This is a genomic window from Herbidospora sp. RD11066, from assembly GCF_054661255.1.
Genome location: NZ_BAAGDO010000003.1, coordinates 17,300 through 33,198, shown reverse-complemented (window position 1 = coordinate 33,198; position 15,899 = coordinate 17,300). Strand labels below are relative to the sequence as shown.

Sequence of the window (15,899 nt, the reverse complement as noted above, 5' to 3'; positions counted from 1 at the left end):
CCGTGGAACCCGTAGAGATTCTGTCGCACACCGGGGGCGGTGCGATCAGCCTGGCCTGGCTGATGATCGCGCTTCCGCTCGTCGGCGCAGCGATTCTCCTTATCGGTGGCCGCGCCACGAACAAGTGGGGCCACCTTCTCGCAGTGCTCATGTCGGTCGGCGCCTTCGTGGTGGCCGCCCTCGCGTTCTTCCAGCTGATCGGGCTCGACCCGGCGCAGCGCCGCCAGTCGGTGAACCTCTGGGAGTTCATCCCCGGCGTGGCGAACATCGGGCTGCTGATCGACCCGCTGTCGATCAGCTTCTGCCTGCTGATCACGTTCGTCGGCTCGCTGATCCACATCTACTCCATCGGCTACATGTCGCACGACCCGGACAGGCGGCGCTTCTTCGCCTACCTGAACCTGTTCGTCGCGGCGATGCTGCTGCTGGTGCTGGCCGACAACTACGTCGCCCTGTTCATCGGCTGGGAGGGTGTGGGCCTCGCGTCCTACCTGCTCATCGGCTTCTGGCAGTACAAGCCGTCGGCGGCGGTGGCCGCGAAGAAGGCGTTCGTGGTCAACCGGGTCGGTGACTTCGGCCTCCTGGTCGCGATGTTCATCATCTTCGCCCAGTTCGGCTCCCTGCAGTTCGCCGAGGTCTTCCCGGCGGCCGGTCAGGCCACCCAGGGTGTGTCGACCGCGATCGGCCTGCTGCTCCTGCTCGGCGCGTGCGGCAAGTCGGCGCAGCTCCCGCTCCAGTCGTGGCTCCTCGACGCGATGGAGGGCCCGACCCCGGTCTCGGCCCTCATCCACGCCGCGACGATGGTCACCGCCGGCGTCTACCTGGTCGTCCGCTCCGGCGCCGCCTTCTTCCCCGAGGGCAGCACGGCCGGTCTGGTCGTGACGATCGTCGGTGTGGCCACGCTGCTCGCCGGTGCGATCATCGGTACCGCCAAGGACGACATCAAGAAGGGCCTGGCCGGCTCGACGATGTCGCAGATCGGCTACATGATGCTCGCCGCGGGCATCGGCCCGGCCGGTTACGCCTTCGCGATCGCCCACCTGATCTCGCACGGCTTCTTCAAGGCCGACCTGTTCCTCGGCGCCGGTTCGGTCATGCACGCCATGAACGACGAGGTCGACATGCGGCGCTACGGCGGCCTGCGCAAGCTGCTGCCGATCACCTTCGTCACCTTCTTCATCGGCTACCTGGCGATCATCGGCTTCCCGCTGCTGTCCGGTTACTTCACCAAAGACGGCATCATCGAGTCGGTCATGCACCACAACGCGATCCTCGGCTGGCTCGCGGTGGTGGGCGCCGGCATCACCGGCTTCTACATGACCCGCATGGTGGTGATGACCTTCTTCGGCCCGAAGCGCTGGGACGAGAAGGCCCACCCGCACGAGTCACCGGCCGTGATGACCTGGCCGCTGATCATCCTGTCGGTCTTCTCGATCGGCCTGGGCGCCTACCTGATCCTCAGCAACCGCCTGATGGTCTTCCTCGGCCCGGCCGTCGGCCTGCCCGCGGAGCTCCCCGGTTTCCACCCGTTCAGCGTGCCCGGCCTGACGACGCTGGCCCTGGTCGCCATCGGCGCCGGGATCGCGATCGCCAAGTACGGCCGCGCCGAGGTGCCCGTCGTGCAGCCGCGCGGCTCGTTCCTCACCGTCTTCGCCCGTCGTGACCTCTACGGCGACGCCCTGAACGAGGCGCTGTTCATGCGCCCCGGCCAGTGGCTGACCCGCTTTGCGGTCTTCTTCGACAACCGGGGCATCGACGGCGTGGTCAACGGCCTGGCCGCGGGTGTCGGCGGATCGTCCGGCAGGCTGCGGAAGATCCAGACCGGTTACGTGCGGTCGTACGCCCTGTCCATTTTCGTCGGTGCCGCCGTGCTGGTCGGCGCCTGGTTCGTGGTTGGGACCCTGTGATGACCGCCATCCCGTGGCTTTCGATCCTGATGGGCGTGTCCGTCCTGGGCGCGCTCGGCGTGTCGTTCCTCAAGAACGACAAGCTCGCCAAGCAGGCGACGCTCGGCGTCTCGCTGCTCGTGCTGGCGCTGACCGTGGTCATGACGGTCACTTTCAGCCCCAACGGCGACCGGTTCCAGTTCTCTGAGACCTACGACTGGATCCCCTCCTTCGGCGTCCACTACGCGGTGGCCGTCGACGGCGTGGCGCTGGTGCTGATCCTGCTGTCGGCCATTCTGGTGCCGATCGTCGTGCTGGCCTCCTGGCACGACGCCGAGCAGGGCAAGCGCTCGGTCCGCACCTACTTCGCGCTGCTCCTGGTTCTCGAAGCGATGATGATCGGCGTCTTCGCGGCGACCGACGTCTTCCTGTTCTACGTGTTCTTCGAGGCCATGCTGATCCCGATGTACTTCATGATCGGGTCGTACGGCGGCGCGCAGCGGTCCTACGCGGCGGTCAAGTTCCTGCTCTACTCGCTGTTCGGCGGCCTGCTGATGCTGGTGGCCGTGATCGCGCTCTACAACGTGGCCGACAAGAACAGCTTCCTGTTCCCCGACCTCATCGGCGCGGTCACCGACCCGACGACGCAGAAGTGGCTCTTCCTGGGCTTCTTCATCGCGTTCGCGATCAAGGCCCCGCTCTGGCCGGTGCACACCTGGCTGCCCGACGCCGCCGCGCAGGCCCCGGCCGGCGCCGCGGTGCTGCTGGTGGGCGTGCTCGACAAGGTCGGCACGTACGGCATGCTGCGGTTCTGCCTGGAGCTGTTCCCCGACGCGGCCAAGTGGGCGACCCCGGTCGTCATCGCGCTGTCGGTGATCGGCATCGTCTACGGCGCCATCGTGGCGATCGGCCAGACCGACATCAAGCGGCTGGTGGCGTACACCTCGATCTCGCACTTCGGGTTCATCACGATGGGCGTGTTCGCGATGACCACCACGGCGGCCTCGGGTGCGACGCTCTACATGGTCAACCACGGCTTCTCGACCGGTGTGCTGTTCCTGGTCGCGGGCTTCCTGATCTACCGCCGCGGTTCGCAGTACATCGCCGACTACGGCGGCGTGCAGAAGGTCGCCCCGCTGCTGGCGGGCGCCTTCCTCATCGCCGGTCTGTCGGGTCTGTCGCTGCCGGGCCTGAGCACGTTCGTCAGCGAGTTCATGGTGCTCCTGGGCACCTACCAGCGCTACGCCGTGCCGGCCATCATCGGCACGACCGGCGTCATCCTCGCCGCCATCTACATCCTGTGGATGTACCAGCGCACCATGAACGGCCCCACCGCCGAGTCGGTCGCCGAGATGAAGGACCTCAACGGTCGCGAACGCTGGGTCGTCGCGCCGCTGATCGCCCTGATCGTGGTCTTGGGCTTCTTCCCCAAGCCGCTTCTCGACGTGATCAACCCGGCCGTCAAGGAGTCGCTCGTCAACGTGAAGGTCACCGACCCGGCTCCGGTCGTCGCTGTTAAGGAGGGCCAGTGATCACGGCTCCCACCATCGAGTACTTCCAACTGGCGCCGCTGCTCGTCATCCTGGGCGCGGCCATCGTGGGAGTCCTCGTCGAGGCGTTCGCGCCTCGCTACCTGCGGCGGGCGATCCACATCCCGCTGACGCTGCTGTCGCTGGTCGGCGCGTTCGCGCTGGTCGTCCTGCAGACGATCCGCGGCGTCCCGACCGCCCCGTCGGCGATGGGCGCGGTCGCGGTCGACGGCCCGACCCTGTTCATCTGGGGCACGATCCTGGTGCTGTCGTTCGTCAGCGTCCTGCTGATCAACGACGAAGACCAGTTCGTGCCCTCGGCGGCGGCCGTCCCCGGCTCCGCCGAGGAGGAGCAGGCGATCACCGAGGGTGCGGCGCACACCGAGGTCTACCCGCTGGCCCTGTTCGCCATCGGCGGCATGCTCCTCTTCCCGGCCTCGAACGACCTGCTCATCATGTTCGTCGCCCTTGAGGTCATGTCGCTGCCGCTCTACCTGCTGTGCGGTCTGGCCCGGCGCCGCCGCCTGCTGTCGCAGGAGGCGTCGGTCAAGTACTTCCTGCTCGGCGCGTTCTCCTCGGCCTTCTTCCTGTACGGCACGGCGCTCCTGTACGGCTTCGCCGGCTCGGTCGACCTGTCGGCGATCAACCAGGCCCTGGCCGTCGCCAACGGCAACGGCACCCTGCTGACCGTCGGCATGGCCATGCTGGGCGTCGGCCTGCTCTTCAAGATCGGCGCCGCGCCCTTCCAGGCGTGGAAGCCCGACGTCTACCAGGGCGCCCCGACCCCGATCACCGCGCTGATGGCCTCCGGAACCCTGGTCGCCGCCTTCGGCGCCGTGCTGCGGGTCTTCTGGGTCGCGCTGGGCAACAACAGCTGGGACTGGAGCCCGGTCATGTGGGGCGTCGCCGCCCTGACCATGATCGTCGGCTCGATCCTGGCGATCACCCAGACCGACATCAAGCGCATGCTGGCCTACTCGTCGATCGCCCACGCAGGCTTCCTGCTGATCGGCGTCATGGCCGTCGGCGACGCCGGGCAGAACGGGCTGGCCCTGTCGGGCCTGCTGTTCTACCTGCTCACCTACGGCATCACGACGGTCGGCGCGTTCGCCATCGTGACGCTGGTGCGCGACCCGGGCGGCGAGGCGTGGCACCTGTCGCGCTGGGCGGGCCTGGGCAAGCGGTCGCCGAAGCTGGCGGGCCTGTTCGCGTTCTTCCTGCTGGCCTTCGCCGGAATCCCGCTCACCAGCGGTTTCTTCGGAAAGTACGCCGTGTTCAACTCGGCGGTCGCCGTGGGTTCGACCTGGCTGACGATCCTGGTCGTGCTGGCGGTCATCGCCTCGGCGGCGGCGGCGTTCTTCTACGTCCGCGTGATCGTGCTGATGTTCTTCAGCGACCCCTCGGCCGACGGTCCCACCGTCGTCTCGCCGTCGTGGGCCACGTCAACTGTGGTCGGACTGTCGGCATTCGCTACGGTAGCCTTGGGGGTTTTCCCGCAGCCTGTCCTTGATCTGGCGGAATCGGCTGCGAAGACGTTGTTCGTGCAATAAGGGAGCTTTTCTATGGCCGCGCCGCCCGTTGTTGACCTGCCCGTCGCCGACGAGCGGCTGGCCGAGGACATCTCCAACGGCCTCGCGGCTGTGGAGAAGCAACTCCGTTCGGCCGTCGAGAGCGACGACGCGTTCGTGACCGACGCGTCCAAGCACCTCATAGAGGCCGGCGGCAAGCGCTTCCGCGCGATGCTGGTTCTTCTCGCCGCCCAGTTCGGCGACCCGACGGCGCCCGGGGTCATCCCGGGCGCCGTCGTCATGGAACTGACCCATGTGGCCACGCTCTACCACGACGACGTGATGGACGAGGCGACCGAGCGCCGCGGCAAGCCGTCGGCCAACGCCCGGTGGAACAACACGGTGGCCATCCTCACCGGCGACTACGTCTTCGCCCAGGCCGCCGACATCATGGCCGACCTCGGCCCCGAGCCGGTGCGCATCCAGGCCAAGACCTTCGCCCGACTGGTCCGCGGCCAGATCCGCGAGACCGTCGGCCCCGCCGAGGGCGTCGACCCGATCGAGCACTACATCGACGTCCTGGCCGACAAGACGGGCTCCCTGATCGCCACCAGCGGCCGCCTGGGCGCGATGCTCGCGGGCGCCCCCCAGGACGTCGTGCTGCGCCTGACGGCCGCCTGCGAGGCCATCGGCGTGGCCTTCCAGCTCGGCGACGACATCATCGACGTCGCCTCCGAGACCTCGGGCAAGACACCCGGCACCGACCTGCGCGAGGGGATCCGCACCCTCCCGGTCCTGTACGCCCTCGCCTCAGACGACGACCCCCGGCTGCGCGCCCTGGTCTCCGGCCCGGTGCCCGAGGCCGACATCGAGGAGGCGCTGGAGCTGCTGCGCGCCTCCGAGGCGCTGAAGATGGCGCGGGCCGAGCTGGAGCGCTGGGCCGCGCGCGCCAAGGACCAGCTCTCCGAGCTGCCCGACATCCCCGCGCGCGCCGCGCTGCTGTCGCTGTGCGACTTCGTGGTCGACCGCTCGGCCTAGACCTTCGCCAGCTCCTTCTCCGGTACGGGCTTCTTCGCGAGACCGTGCCGGAGGCTGTCCCACGTGAACACGGCCAGCGCCAGCCAGACCACCCCGAACCCGAGCCAGCGCTCGGCCGGCATGGTCTCCTTGATGATCAGCACCCCGACGAGGAACTGCAGGATCGGCGCGATGTACTGCAGCAGCCCGACGATCGTCAGCGGCACCGTGATGACCGAGGCCGCGAAGAACAGCAGCGGCACGGCGGTCACCACGCCCGAGCTGATCAGCAGGATCGCGTGGCCCGCGCCGTGGTTGCCGAAGGTGTTGCCGCTCCCGAGCGTCATCAGGTAGATCCCGGCGGGGATCAGCATGACGAGGGTCTCGATCGTGAGGCTTTCGGCCGCACCTACTTGGGCCTTCTTCTTGACCAGCCCGTACAGACCGAAAGAGAAGGCCAGCGTGAGGGCGATCCAGGGGAGCTGCCCGTAGCCGAGGGTCAGGATGACGACCGACGTCGCCGCCAGGCCGACGGCGACCCACTGCCACCGCCTGAGGCGCTCACCGAGGATGATCACACCGAACAGGATGCTGACCAGCGGGTTGATGAAGTAGCCGAGGGCGCTCTCCACCACGTGGCCGCTGTTGACGGCGTAGATGTAGACGCCCCAGTTGGCCGAGACGAGCGCGCCCGCGCCGGTGAGCAGGAGCAGTTGCCGCCGGGAGATCCGCCTGATCCACGACCAGTTCCGGGTGACCGCGAGAATGGCGACCACCACGGCGAGGGACCACAACATGCGGTGGGCGAGGATCTCGACGGCACCGCTGGGCTTCAGGAGCGGCCAGTACAGGGGAAACAGGCCCCAGAGGGCGTAGGCGGCGATGCCGTACCAGACTCCACGGCGCAAATCAGGCATGAACCCTAGTTTGGCTGCTTACCTTGTTTATTACAAATAAGTGATGTTGGCTTGATGGTTAAGTGGTTCTAACGGAACAAAGCCTGCCGTGGCATGGTTGAGGTGGTCAGGAGGTAGACATGGGTTGGATCTTCGGTACGAACAAGGCTTCCATGGTGAGCGCCGCCGACGCGCTCCCGGGACGGTCTACGGCGATGCCGGTGGCTGAGAAGCATCTCGTGCTCGGGGGGTCGCTCACCCCGCCTTGGCCCGAGGGGGCCGAGGTCGCCGACTTCGGTCTCGGATGCTTCTGGGGCGCGGAGCGCAAGTTCTGGCAGACCGACGGGGTGCTCTCCACAGCCGTCGGATACCAGGGCGGGTTCACCGCCAATCCCACGTACGAGGAGACGTGTTCGGGGCTCACCGGGCACACCGAGGTCGTACGGGTGGTGTTCGATCCTTCGCGGGTGTCCTACGAGGAGCTCCTGAAGGTGTTCTGGGAGAACCACGACCCTACGCAGGGGATGCGCCAGGGGAACGACGTCGGGACGCAGTATCGGTCGGCGATCTACACGCACTCTGAGGCGCAGGAGAAGTCGGCGGCGGCTTCGCTGGCGGCTTATCAGGAGGTGCTGACGGCTGCGGGGTATGGGGCGATCACTACCGAGGTGCGGCCGGCGCCGGAGTTCTACTATGCCGAGGACTATCACCAGCAGTACCTCCTCAAGAATCCGGGAGGGTACTGCGGGATCGGCGGGACCGGGGTTTCCTGCCCTGTCGGTCTTACTTCTGGTGAGGCGTAGAGCTGCGGCTTTAGCCTGAACTGCTGGCCCTTGGTCGGCTCCGTGAGTGGAGCTGATCTTGGGCCAGACGTGTGTTCGGCGACGATTTTCTCCGGCGTTGGCGGGTGGAGGTCGTCTGGTTAGACTCGGCGGATCACGCGCCGGTCACGCCGGTCGTACCATGCCATCTCACTGACTTGCGAGACATTCCATGATCTTCATTACGGCGAAGTTCCACGTGCTGCCCGAGTACGCCGACCAGTGGCCGGAGATCACACGCGAGTTCACCGAGGCCACTCGCGGTGAGCCCGGCTGCCTGTGGTTCGACTGGTCGCGCAGTGTCGAGGACCCGGCGGAGTACGTCCTCGTCGAGGCATTCCGGGATGGCGATGCGGGAGGTGCGCACGTCCAGTCCGATCACTTCAGGAAGGCGCAGCAGACGCTGCCCCGCCATCTTGCCGAGACCCCCCGGATCGTCAACGCGACGCTTCCGCAGGACGACTGGTCACTTCTCGGCGAGATGGCCGTGCCTGAGTCGTGAGGCAAGCTCGGGCGTAAATGTCCACGTACCGGCGGACGATGTCAGAGCCCCCGGGCGCGGGCCGGGCCGAATCTGCGGCACCTGCTGACGGCCCCGCTCGGTGAGTTCGGTATCAGCGAGTCCAGGGCGCGGGCTGCGTTGTCGCGGGTGACCAGGCGTGGTCATGGGCGCAGATGGCGTCGCTCATCCTGTTGATCCTTTGGGCACTGCCGTGCCTTCGTGACATCGTTCGCGGCTACTCCGCGTAGGGCTGATCGGCGCCCTGGGCGCTGTAGCCGAGACTCCAGATGTAGCCGTCCGGGTCGGCGAAGGTGCCGCCGTACCCGCCCCACGGCAGAGCACCGGCGGGCTTGAGAATCGTCGCGCCGGCTTTCTCGGCCTCCGCCATGATCTCGTCGACCCGCGTCTCGCTGCGGACGACGTAAGTCAGGACCAGTCCGCTGAAACCGCTGCCCTGCTGGTCGGTGCCCACCTGGGCGGCCAGGCCCTCACGGCCGTAGAAGCCGACGGGCGAGGCGCCGTCGGAGGCGAAGAACACCGAGACCCCGAAGTCGTTCTCGATCTTCCAGCCGAGCCCCTCGGTGTAGAACTCCTTGGCCCGGGCCATGTCCCGGACGCCGAGAAGAATCGAGCTGACGTGTGCCTTCATGTCGTACTCCATTAATGAGAAACGGTGGGCTTGGGCGTTCTCAACTGTGGAGTGGCGGCCTGCCGGCATCAACGTGAGATTCCGGGCGATCCGATAACTTGGCGCTTATGACGCGACGAGGGACGCCATGGAAATCAGGGACATCGAGATCTTTCTGACCCTGGCCGAGGAACTGCACTTCGGCCGGACGGCCGCCCGGCTCCACGTGTCCCAGGCGCGGGTCAGCCAGGCGATCAGCCAGCAGGAGCGCCGCATCGGTACCTCGCTGTTCGACCGCTTCAACCGCCGTCAGGTCCGCTTGACCCCGGTCGGCCGACAGTTGCGTGACGACCTGCTCCCGATCTACGCCGGCCTACACGAAAGCCTCGAACGCGCCCGGATGGCAGCCCGCGGCATCATGGCGCGGCTGCGGGTGGGCATGCTGCCCTTCAACGTCCACGACCTGCATCCCTACTGGCGGGCCTTCCGCGCCCGGCACCCGCAATGGGAACTGCAGTTGCGCCGTGCCTCCTTCGTCGACACCTTCGCCGGGCTCCGCAACGGCGACATGGACGTACTGGTCGCCTGGCTACCTGTGGAAGAACCCGATCTCACCGTGGGCCCGACCCTGTTCGTCGACCCGCGAGTCCTCGCCGTCTCCGCCGAGCACGAATTGGCCGGCCGGTCCTCCGTGCCCCTGGAAGCGCTCGGCGGCTTCCGGCACGCCGCCGCCCCCCACATGCCGGACTACTGGGAGAACAGCTACCTCCCCTTCCACACCCCGCGCGGCCAGACCATCGAACGGGTCGAAACCATCACCAACCCCGACGAGCTGATCAACCTGGTCAGCACCGGCGAGATCGTCCACAGCTTCCCCGCCCACGTCACCCGATACTGGGCGATGGCACACCTGCAGTGGCTCCCCATGCCGGACATGCCACATCTGACCTACGCCCTGGTATGGCAGACCGAGGCCGAAACCGACCTGATCCGAGCGCTCGCCCAGGCGGTCCACGACCTCGGCCCCGCCCACGGTTGAGCAACGGCCCCCGAGAACGCGCCTGCGGCACCACACTCACCTGGACAGAGCAGCCTGATCATGACCCCGCTAGGTGGAACGCACCAGGCTCGGTCCGGAAGACGTGCCATTCCTCGCGCTCGACGAGAGCGCGGCAACCGGCCTCTGACGGGCGACCTCGATCCTGGCCGATCCGGCGGTAGATCGTGGGTCACATGGTCACAGCTCTAGGCTCCAGCGCATGGCTCGCACCACTCCCGGCCCGCCGGTCGACATCACCGCCGTGTTTCCCGTACTGGACGCGTACTCGAGGACGGCCGTCCGTCTCCATCCTCGGCCGGGGAAACCGAGCATGCACGACAGTCATATGGGCGGACCGCTGATCTGGCCGTCCGATGAGCCGTGGCCTACGTGTGGGCGGACGGTCAAGGTGGCGGCCGCGCCCTTCCGCGAGCGGGGCTGGCTGACGATGCTGGATCGGGTCCCCGAGAGTCCGATCCCCATGGTCGGCGTCGCTCAGTTCTACGCACGCGACATCCCCGAGATCCCTTTTCCGGAGGGTGCCGATCTGCTCCAGGTGCTGTGGTGTCCCGGCGAGCACGACATGGAGGACATCGGGCCCGGGCCCGCCCCGATGCTGGTGTGGCGCCGCGCCGACGACCTCACCGACGTCCTCGTCGAACCGCCCATGCGGGACGACGGCGCCCCGGCGGGCGATTTCGGCTCTGAGAGCTACCTGCCGCGTCCCTGCGTGCTGCACCCTGAACGGGTCACCGAATATCCCCATGCCGATGAGCTTCCCGAGCGCCTCAAGGTGGCGCTGAAGGCGTGGGATGGTGAGTTCGGCTACGCCTACTCATTCCTGTTGTCCATTGCTCCGGGTTGCAAGATCGGCGGGTGGGAGTCCTGGCACCTCACCGACATGTACGCATTGCCCTGCGGCGTTTGCGGCACCGAAACCGAGCCGCTTCTCAAAGTGGACAGCTCGGAATGGGACGGCGGTAGCGACCCCCGATGGCGTCCGATGGAAGAACGCCACCTCGAAAGGGGCTCGACTGAATATAAGGAGTCGGTGAGACCGACCACGCTCCGGCTCGGTCGCTACGCGGCCCTGACCATTTTCCTCTGTCCCCGGTCCGCCGATCATGGCTTCCGCATGACCATCCAGTAGTCGGGGGGCATCGGCGTGCTCTGGGAAGTCAGGTCATGATCGGGGAGATGCATTTTCGGACACGGTGGGCCGCGTGCGTGAATGGCTTCGCTACCCCGCACCGTATTCGCCGGGGAATTCGCGTTCCCCATTTACTGTGAACTTCTCAGCAATGGCCGAATCGCGGAATGGGTCTGGCCGAGGTGGCGGTGCCACTCTCGGCCAGAGCCTTTTACGTGTCCGTTAGCAGACGACCCAGAAGCGGGACGCGTAACGGGTTCCGACCCCCGTGTCGTTGACTCGGCTCGGTGCCAGGGTCGCGTTCAGGATCTGGCGCGACGCGTTGAGGAGCATCGTCTGCGTGCCGGTGGTCTGGTTGTTGTGGATCGAGCCCACGCTGGAGGTGAAGGGTGCGGCCAGCGTGACCGTCTCGCAGGCGTACCTGGAGAGTCGCGTGCCCTCGAAGTTGGTGTTCGTCCACAGGCAGGCGTACTCGAACGAGCAGTTGGCGGTGCCCAGGGTGGTCACCGGCTCGCTGAGCGAGCGTGCCTTCTTCTCGCCGGGCAGCGGCAGGGTCAGGATGAGGCGGTCGTTCTGGTAGGCGATCTCGTTGATGGCGATCTGCCTGCCGCCGCCGTAGTCCTTCAGGTGCTTGTTCACTTCCGCCTGGAGCGACTGCTTCTGGGAATCGGTGAGCGCGGGCGCCGGTGCGGGATTCTGGGTCTCCGCTAATGCGCTGCCGATTCCGGTGAACATGGTCGTCAGGGCCAGTATGGCGGCCCCGATTGCGGCGATGATGCGTCCCCGTCGGTTCACTGCCAATCTCCTTGGGCTTTCTCGGTGGAGCCTCGGTGAATTTCCCCCGTCGAGTTCTTCGGCTCGACGGGACCATCATGCGACAAACTCACAAGACAAACATTGACTATGTGTGCCAACCCTTCGGCTATGCGAAAAGGCCGATTACGGTCCGGATCATTCGGGTGTGATAATGGCCATTCGTGATCTTTAAGAGATGGCGATGCGCCGTGGCCACCCTGCTGGCCGTGGTGGTGTCCGCTCCCGTTGAGGCGGTCGCGGGGTCCGGGGCGCCCGATCCGGTGAAGGCCGTGCAGAAGCAGTTGCGTCACGGCCACGGGGTGCGGTTGTCCGAGCTCAGCGTGGGGATCTTCGGGGCGGACCACAGTCCGTTGGACCGCATGCACGCCCAGGTCCAGCTGAGCCCCCGCGGGCCGGTCGCCTACGACGCCTCCTGGTATTCCATGCCTCGGCCGGGCGCGGATCCGCGGGAGGTCGACGAGCGTGCCGCCTTCGCCGGGATGGACTGGGACGACGTCACCTATGTCGGCGGGGTCAGATATCTGCACTACGAGGCCGGTGTTCTCCCCGGCGCCAAGTCGTGGGTGCGGGAGGCGCCGAGCCGTACCTGGGCCCAGGACTTCACGGATCAGCCGGTCGACCTGTTCGACGCGAAGATGCTGCGCGGCCTGCTGCGGGGCGTCACCGGCAAAGCGGTCCCCGGCGGGTACGTCTACCGCGGTGCCGCCACCCTCGAGCAGGTGGGCTACTCCTCCCGCTTCCGGCCCAAGGACAAGATCGACTGGTGGCTGTGGACCGACGCCCAAGGCCTGCCCACCCGGCTCCGGACCAGGGACGTCTCCGGCAGCGGATACGAGAGGCTCGGCGCCATCTTCGACACCCGCTACCGCGACTGGGGATTTCCGCTGGTCGTCACCGCTCCGGCCGCCGACCAGGTGATCGACGAAGACGACGTCAGATGAGTGTGCGGAGGGTGGTGAAGGCGGCGCGGATGCAGGTGGGGAGGTCGGCGGTGTCGTCTTCCTCCAGCCAGCTGGTGTAGGCCGCGCGGAACAGGGCGATGCCCGTTTCCGCCGCGACGGAGGCCTCGGGGGCGGGGACGCCCCGGGATCTCAGGGCCTCGGTCAAGGCCTCGGCCAGGCTCGCCAGCTTGACGAGTTCGCGTTCGAGGAGTTCCTCGTTGGCCTTGATGGTGGCCTGGCGGCGGCGGGCGTACGCGCGGCGTTCCTGGAGGAGGTCGCCCGCCTTCTCCAGGGCCACGGCCACGGCGCCCAGGGGCGGGGTGCCGGCGGGGGCCTCGGTGGCGGCTTCGGTGAGGAGGTCGCGCAGGAGGGCCGAGCCGCTGAACAGGACTTCGCGTTTGTCGGCGAAGTGGCGGAAGAAGGTGCGTTCGGTGAGGCCGGCGCGCTGGGCGATCTCGGCGATGGTCGTCTTGTCGAAGCCGTGTTCGGTGAAGAGGTCGAGAGCCGCGTCTTCGAGTCTGCCGCGTGCGTTCGGCTCCCATCTCGCCATGCGCGAAGTTTAGACGATGTCAGTCACTGTCATCTTGATGTCATGAACTGACATCGCATAGCCTGATGTCAGTTCATGACATCGAAAGAGGTAGTGATCATGCGCGTGTTCGTGACAGGGGCGTCGGGGTGGATCGGGTCGGCCGTGGTGCCGGAACTGCTGGCCGGAGGGCACGGCGTCGTCGGGCTCGCCCGGTCCGACGCCTCCGCCGAGGCGCTCGTCGAGGCGGGGGCCGAGGTCGTGCGGGGGACCCTCGACGATCTCGACCTGCTCCGGGACGCGGCGGCGGCGTCCGACGGGGTGGTGCATCTGGCGTTCAAGCACGACATCGCCTTCTCGGGCGGCTTCGCCGAGGCGACCGAGGCCGACCTGGTGGCCGTCGAGGCGATGGTCGGCGGGCTGGAGGGCACGGGGCGGCCGTTCGTGCTGGCGTCGGGGCTGCTCGGGCTGGCTCCCGGGCGGGTCGGCACTGAGCGCGACGTGCCCGAGCAGGCCCAGGGGCGCATGGCGACCGCCCGGCGGGTGCGGCTGCTCGCGGAGACCGGGGTCCGCACCTCCGTGCTCCGGCTGCCGCCGACCGTGCACGGCGCGGGCGACCCCGGGTTCATCGCCGCGTACGTCGCCTTCTCGCGGGCGGCGGGGGCGGCCGGGTTCGTCGGGGACGCGCGCTGGCCCGCCGTGCACCGGTCGGACGCGGCGCGGTTGTTCGTGCTCGCGCTGGAGGAGGCTCCGGGCGGGGCGGTTCTGCACGCCGTACAGGATGAGGGGGTGCCGTTCCGGGAGGTGGCGGAGGCCGTCGGGAAGGGGCTCGGGCTGCCTGTGGTGGAGCTCGCGCCGGAGGAGGCCGCCGCGTCGTACAGCTGGCTGGGGCCGATCATCGGGATGGACGCCGCCGCGTCGAGCACTCTCACCAGGGAACTGCTGCCGTGGGAGCCCGTCGGGCCCACTCTCCTGGACGACCTGGTCGCGGGCCGCTACTTCGGCTGAGCGTGGCCGGTCGACCAGGCCCACGAGGCGATGCCGACCCGGTTGCGGGCGCCGAGCTTGCGCTGGATCCCGGCGATGTGGTTCTTGACCGTGCCGGGGGAGATGAACAGGGCGGTCGCGATCTCGGCGTTGGTGTGACCCTGGGCGACCAGGCGGGTGATCTCGAGTTCCCGGCCGGTCAGCCGGGCGGTCGTGGGCTGGGGCCGCGCGGTGAGATCGCGCAGGAGCCGCACGGTGATCTGCGGGCTGATGAGCGTGTCACCGGACATGGCGGCCCTGACGGCCTCGGCCAGGATCGTCGGGCTCGATCGCTTCAGCAGGAAGCCGCAGGCGCCGTTGCGCAGCGCGGTGTGGACGTATTCGTCGAGGTCGAACGTGGTGACGACCACGACGCGGATCGGGTCGGCCACCTCCGGCCCGGCGAGCAGGCGGGTGACCTCCAGCCCGTCGAGGCGGGGCATCCTGATGTCGGCGAGCACGACGTCGGGGCGCAGATGGCGGGCCTGTTCCACGGCGGTGACCCCGCAGGCGGCCTCGGCGACGACGGTCATGTCGGGCTGGGCGTCCAGGATGATCCGGAACGCGTGCCGGATGTTCTCCTGGTCGTCGGCGATCAGGATGCGGATCATGCCGCCACCAACGGCAGGGTGGCGGCCAGCCGCCAGCCACACGGATCATTCGGGCCCGCGGCCAGGGTGCCGCCGAGCGCCTCGACGCTCTCGGCCAGCCCGGCCAGGCCGAGACCGCCGCCGCGCCGGGTGGGAGCCGGGCCGCTTCGGGCGTCGTCCGTCACCGTGACCTCCAGTGTCGTGCCCGTCCGGCGGACCCGCACCTGCGCCCGGGTCGCCGTCGGCGCGTGGCGGCGTACGTTGGTCAGCGCCTCCACGACGATGCGGTAGGCCGTGGCGGTGACCTCCCTTGGTACGTCGTCGAGGCCCGTGTCGACGTCGAGGTCGACGGCCACGGTGAACCGGTCGGCCAGCTCTTGGAGGTCGGTCAGGGTCGGGAGCGGGGTGCGGCCGGGGTCGTGCAGCATCCGTACCGTCCGGTCCATCGACGTCAACGCCTGGAGTGCGGCCTGCTCGATGCGCTCGAAGGCCGCGGCCGTCCGTTGCGGGTCCTGGTCGGCGAGGATGCGGCCGGCCTGGGCCAGGGCGAGGATGCCGCTGACGTCGTGGGCGACGAAGTCGTGCAGGTCGCGGGCGAGCCGGGTGCGTTGGGCCCGGCGGGCCTCGTCGATGGAGCGGGTGCGGTGGTCGTCCAGAGAACGAAGGTAGAGCCCGATCATGGCGGCGAGGGCGGCCGACAGGGCCCAGACGGTGAATCCGGCCAGGGCCGCGACGGTCGGGGGGCCCAGACCGTACCGGAGCAGCAGCATCGGGGTGGCCACGCCCGCGAGACCCGCGGCTACCAGCGCGGCGCGGGCGGGCGCGGTGCGCACCACCACGACGATCAGGACGAGCAGGACCGCCGACTCACCGACGATCCAGCCGGTCGCGGGGGACCGCGCACCGAGCAGCACGACGGCGGCGGTCGCGGCCAGTGACACCAGCCCCGCGCCGCCGGCGACCGTCGCGATCGGGCTTCGTGTGCGCATGACCCGAGCCTAGGTATCCGGCGGCCCCCGCG

16 protein-coding genes are annotated in these 15,899 nt (G+C 68.2%); 10 read left to right on the top strand and 6 right to left on the bottom strand.

Translation table 11 applies throughout. The features are described 5' to 3' along the window. Positions 1-2 precede the first annotated feature (2 nt). The 4 genes from nuoL to ACYQ78_RS11540 are packed head-to-tail and all read left to right on the top strand — an operon-like array spanning position 3 to position 5,961. Positions 3-1,907 (top strand): NADH-quinone oxidoreductase subunit L, encoded by a 1,905-nt coding sequence (gene nuoL / locus ACYQ78_RS11555; RefSeq protein ID WP_459800788.1) that lies wholly within the window; start codon positions 3-5, stop codon positions 1,905-1,907. After that, the gene (locus tag ACYQ78_RS11550; protein ID WP_459800787.1) at positions 1,907-3,418 is read left to right on the top strand and encodes an NADH-quinone oxidoreductase subunit M; all 1,512 of its coding nucleotides are present in this window, start codon (positions 1,907-1,909) and stop codon (positions 3,416-3,418) included. Before nuoL ends, ACYQ78_RS11550 begins: the two co-directional genes overlap by 1 nt. Continuing rightward, a complete protein-coding gene (gene nuoN / locus ACYQ78_RS11545) occupies positions 3,415-4,965 on the top strand; it encodes an NADH-quinone oxidoreductase subunit NuoN (protein WP_459800786.1) in 1,551 nt (516 codons plus the stop codon). The genes ACYQ78_RS11550 and nuoN overlap by 4 nt, the downstream gene beginning before the upstream one ends. A gap of 12 nt (positions 4,966-4,977) precedes the next feature. Next, positions 4,978-5,961, top strand: coding sequence for a polyprenyl synthetase family protein (locus ACYQ78_RS11540; protein ID WP_459800785.1), 984 nt, complete (start codon positions 4,978-4,980; stop codon positions 5,959-5,961). Here ACYQ78_RS11540 and rarD read toward each other — a convergent pair. Beyond that, complete coding sequence (gene rarD, locus ACYQ78_RS11535) at positions 5,958-6,857, bottom strand: EamA family transporter RarD (protein ID WP_459800784.1); 900 nt, start codon at positions 6,855-6,857, stop codon at positions 5,958-5,960. The two genes, ACYQ78_RS11540 and rarD, sit on opposite strands and share 4 nt — an antisense overlap. Positions 6,858-6,976: 119 nt before the next feature. Here rarD and msrA point away from each other — a divergent pair, with 119 nt between their 5' ends. Both msrA and ACYQ78_RS11525 read left to right on the top strand, forming a co-directional pair. Continuing rightward, positions 6,977-7,639 (top strand): peptide-methionine (S)-S-oxide reductase MsrA, encoded by a 663-nt coding sequence (gene msrA, locus ACYQ78_RS11530; protein ID WP_459800783.1) that lies wholly within the window; start codon positions 6,977-6,979, stop codon positions 7,637-7,639. Positions 7,640-7,829: 190 nt separating this feature from the next. Then, positions 7,830-8,159, top strand: a complete 330-nt coding sequence (locus tag ACYQ78_RS11525) for a putative quinol monooxygenase (RefSeq protein WP_459800782.1) — start codon at positions 7,830-7,832, stop codon at positions 8,157-8,159. A 235-nt stretch (positions 8,160-8,394) separates the two neighbouring features. On the opposite strand, the gene ACYQ78_RS11520 is transcribed toward ACYQ78_RS11525, so the two are convergent. Further along, complete coding sequence (locus ACYQ78_RS11520; RefSeq protein ID WP_459800781.1) at positions 8,395-8,808, bottom strand: VOC family protein; 414 nt, start codon at positions 8,806-8,808, stop codon at positions 8,395-8,397. Between the two features lie 127 nt (positions 8,809-8,935). Here ACYQ78_RS11520 and ACYQ78_RS11515 point away from each other — a divergent pair, with 127 nt between their 5' ends. Then, positions 8,936-9,826, top strand: coding sequence for a LysR family transcriptional regulator (locus tag ACYQ78_RS11515; RefSeq protein ID WP_459800780.1), 891 nt, complete (start codon positions 8,936-8,938; stop codon positions 9,824-9,826). A gap of 220 nt (positions 9,827-10,046) precedes the next feature. Next, positions 10,047-10,976: a hypothetical protein gene (locus ACYQ78_RS11510; protein ID WP_459800779.1), complete on the top strand. Its 930-nt coding sequence runs from the start codon at positions 10,047-10,049 to the stop codon at positions 10,974-10,976. 222 nt (positions 10,977-11,198) lie between these two features. Here ACYQ78_RS11510 and ACYQ78_RS11505 read toward each other — a convergent pair whose 3' ends face one another. Then, a complete protein-coding gene (locus ACYQ78_RS11505; protein WP_459800778.1) occupies positions 11,199-11,771 on the bottom strand; it encodes a hypothetical protein in 573 nt (190 codons plus the stop codon). 182 nt (positions 11,772-11,953) lie between these two features. On the opposite strand from ACYQ78_RS11505, the gene ACYQ78_RS11500 reads away from it, so the two are divergent. Continuing rightward, positions 11,954-12,733, top strand: coding sequence for a hypothetical protein (locus ACYQ78_RS11500; protein ID WP_459800777.1), 780 nt, complete (start codon positions 11,954-11,956; stop codon positions 12,731-12,733). On the opposite strand, the gene ACYQ78_RS11495 is transcribed toward ACYQ78_RS11500, so the two are convergent. Continuing rightward, positions 12,726-13,283 (bottom strand): TetR family transcriptional regulator, encoded by a 558-nt coding sequence (locus ACYQ78_RS11495; protein ID WP_459800776.1) that lies wholly within the window; start codon positions 13,281-13,283, stop codon positions 12,726-12,728. The two genes, ACYQ78_RS11500 and ACYQ78_RS11495, sit on opposite strands and share 8 nt — an antisense overlap. 99 nt (positions 13,284-13,382) lie before the next feature. Here ACYQ78_RS11495 and ACYQ78_RS11490 point away from each other — a divergent pair, with 99 nt between their 5' ends. Then, positions 13,383-14,270 (top strand): SDR family oxidoreductase, encoded by an 888-nt coding sequence (locus ACYQ78_RS11490; protein WP_459800775.1) that lies wholly within the window; start codon positions 13,383-13,385, stop codon positions 14,268-14,270. Here the strand turns inward: ACYQ78_RS11490 and ACYQ78_RS11485 are convergent. Together ACYQ78_RS11485 and ACYQ78_RS11480 are read right to left on the bottom strand one after the other, a co-directional pair. Beyond that, positions 14,258-14,899, bottom strand: coding sequence for a response regulator (locus ACYQ78_RS11485; RefSeq protein ID WP_459800774.1), 642 nt, complete (start codon positions 14,897-14,899; stop codon positions 14,258-14,260). The two genes, ACYQ78_RS11490 and ACYQ78_RS11485, sit on opposite strands and share 13 nt — an antisense overlap. Continuing rightward, complete coding sequence (locus ACYQ78_RS11480) at positions 14,896-15,867, bottom strand: sensor histidine kinase (RefSeq protein WP_459800773.1); 972 nt, start codon at positions 15,865-15,867, stop codon at positions 14,896-14,898. The genes ACYQ78_RS11485 and ACYQ78_RS11480 overlap by 4 nt, the downstream gene beginning before the upstream one ends. Positions 15,868-15,899: the final 32 nt, after the last annotated feature.

Excerpts from the sequence above, each read along its gene's own strand:
- ACYQ78_RS11485 (WP_459800774.1), bottom strand. The coding sequence starts at position 14,899 with ATGATCCGCATCCTGATCGCCGACGACCAGGAGAACATCCGGCACGCG.
- ACYQ78_RS11490 (WP_459800775.1), top strand. The coding sequence starts at position 13,383 with ATGCGCGTGTTCGTGACAGGGGCGTCGGGGTGGATCGGGTCGGCCGTG.
- ACYQ78_RS11540 (WP_459800785.1), top strand. The coding sequence starts at position 4,978 with ATGGCCGCGCCGCCCGTTGTTGACCTGCCCGTCGCCGACGAGCGGCTG.
- ACYQ78_RS11515 (WP_459800780.1), top strand. The coding sequence starts at position 8,936 with ATGGAAATCAGGGACATCGAGATCTTTCTGACCCTGGCCGAGGAACTG.
- ACYQ78_RS11520 (WP_459800781.1), bottom strand. The coding sequence starts at position 8,808 with ATGAAGGCACACGTCAGCTCGATTCTTCTCGGCGTCCGGGACATGGCC.
- rarD (WP_459800784.1), bottom strand. The coding sequence starts at position 6,857 with ATGCCTGATTTGCGCCGTGGAGTCTGGTACGGCATCGCCGCCTACGCC.
- ACYQ78_RS11525 (WP_459800782.1), top strand. The coding sequence starts at position 7,830 with ATGATCTTCATTACGGCGAAGTTCCACGTGCTGCCCGAGTACGCCGAC.
- ACYQ78_RS11480 (WP_459800773.1), bottom strand. The coding sequence starts at position 15,867 with ATGCGCACACGAAGCCCGATCGCGACGGTCGCCGGCGGCGCGGGGCTG.
- ACYQ78_RS11550 (WP_459800787.1), top strand. The coding sequence starts at position 1,907 with ATGACCGCCATCCCGTGGCTTTCGATCCTGATGGGCGTGTCCGTCCTG.
- msrA (WP_459800783.1), top strand. The coding sequence starts at position 6,977 with ATGGGTTGGATCTTCGGTACGAACAAGGCTTCCATGGTGAGCGCCGCC.
- ACYQ78_RS11495 (WP_459800776.1), bottom strand. The coding sequence starts at position 13,283 with ATGGCGAGATGGGAGCCGAACGCACGCGGCAGACTCGAAGACGCGGCT.
- ACYQ78_RS11510 (WP_459800779.1), top strand. The coding sequence starts at position 10,047 with ATGGCTCGCACCACTCCCGGCCCGCCGGTCGACATCACCGCCGTGTTT.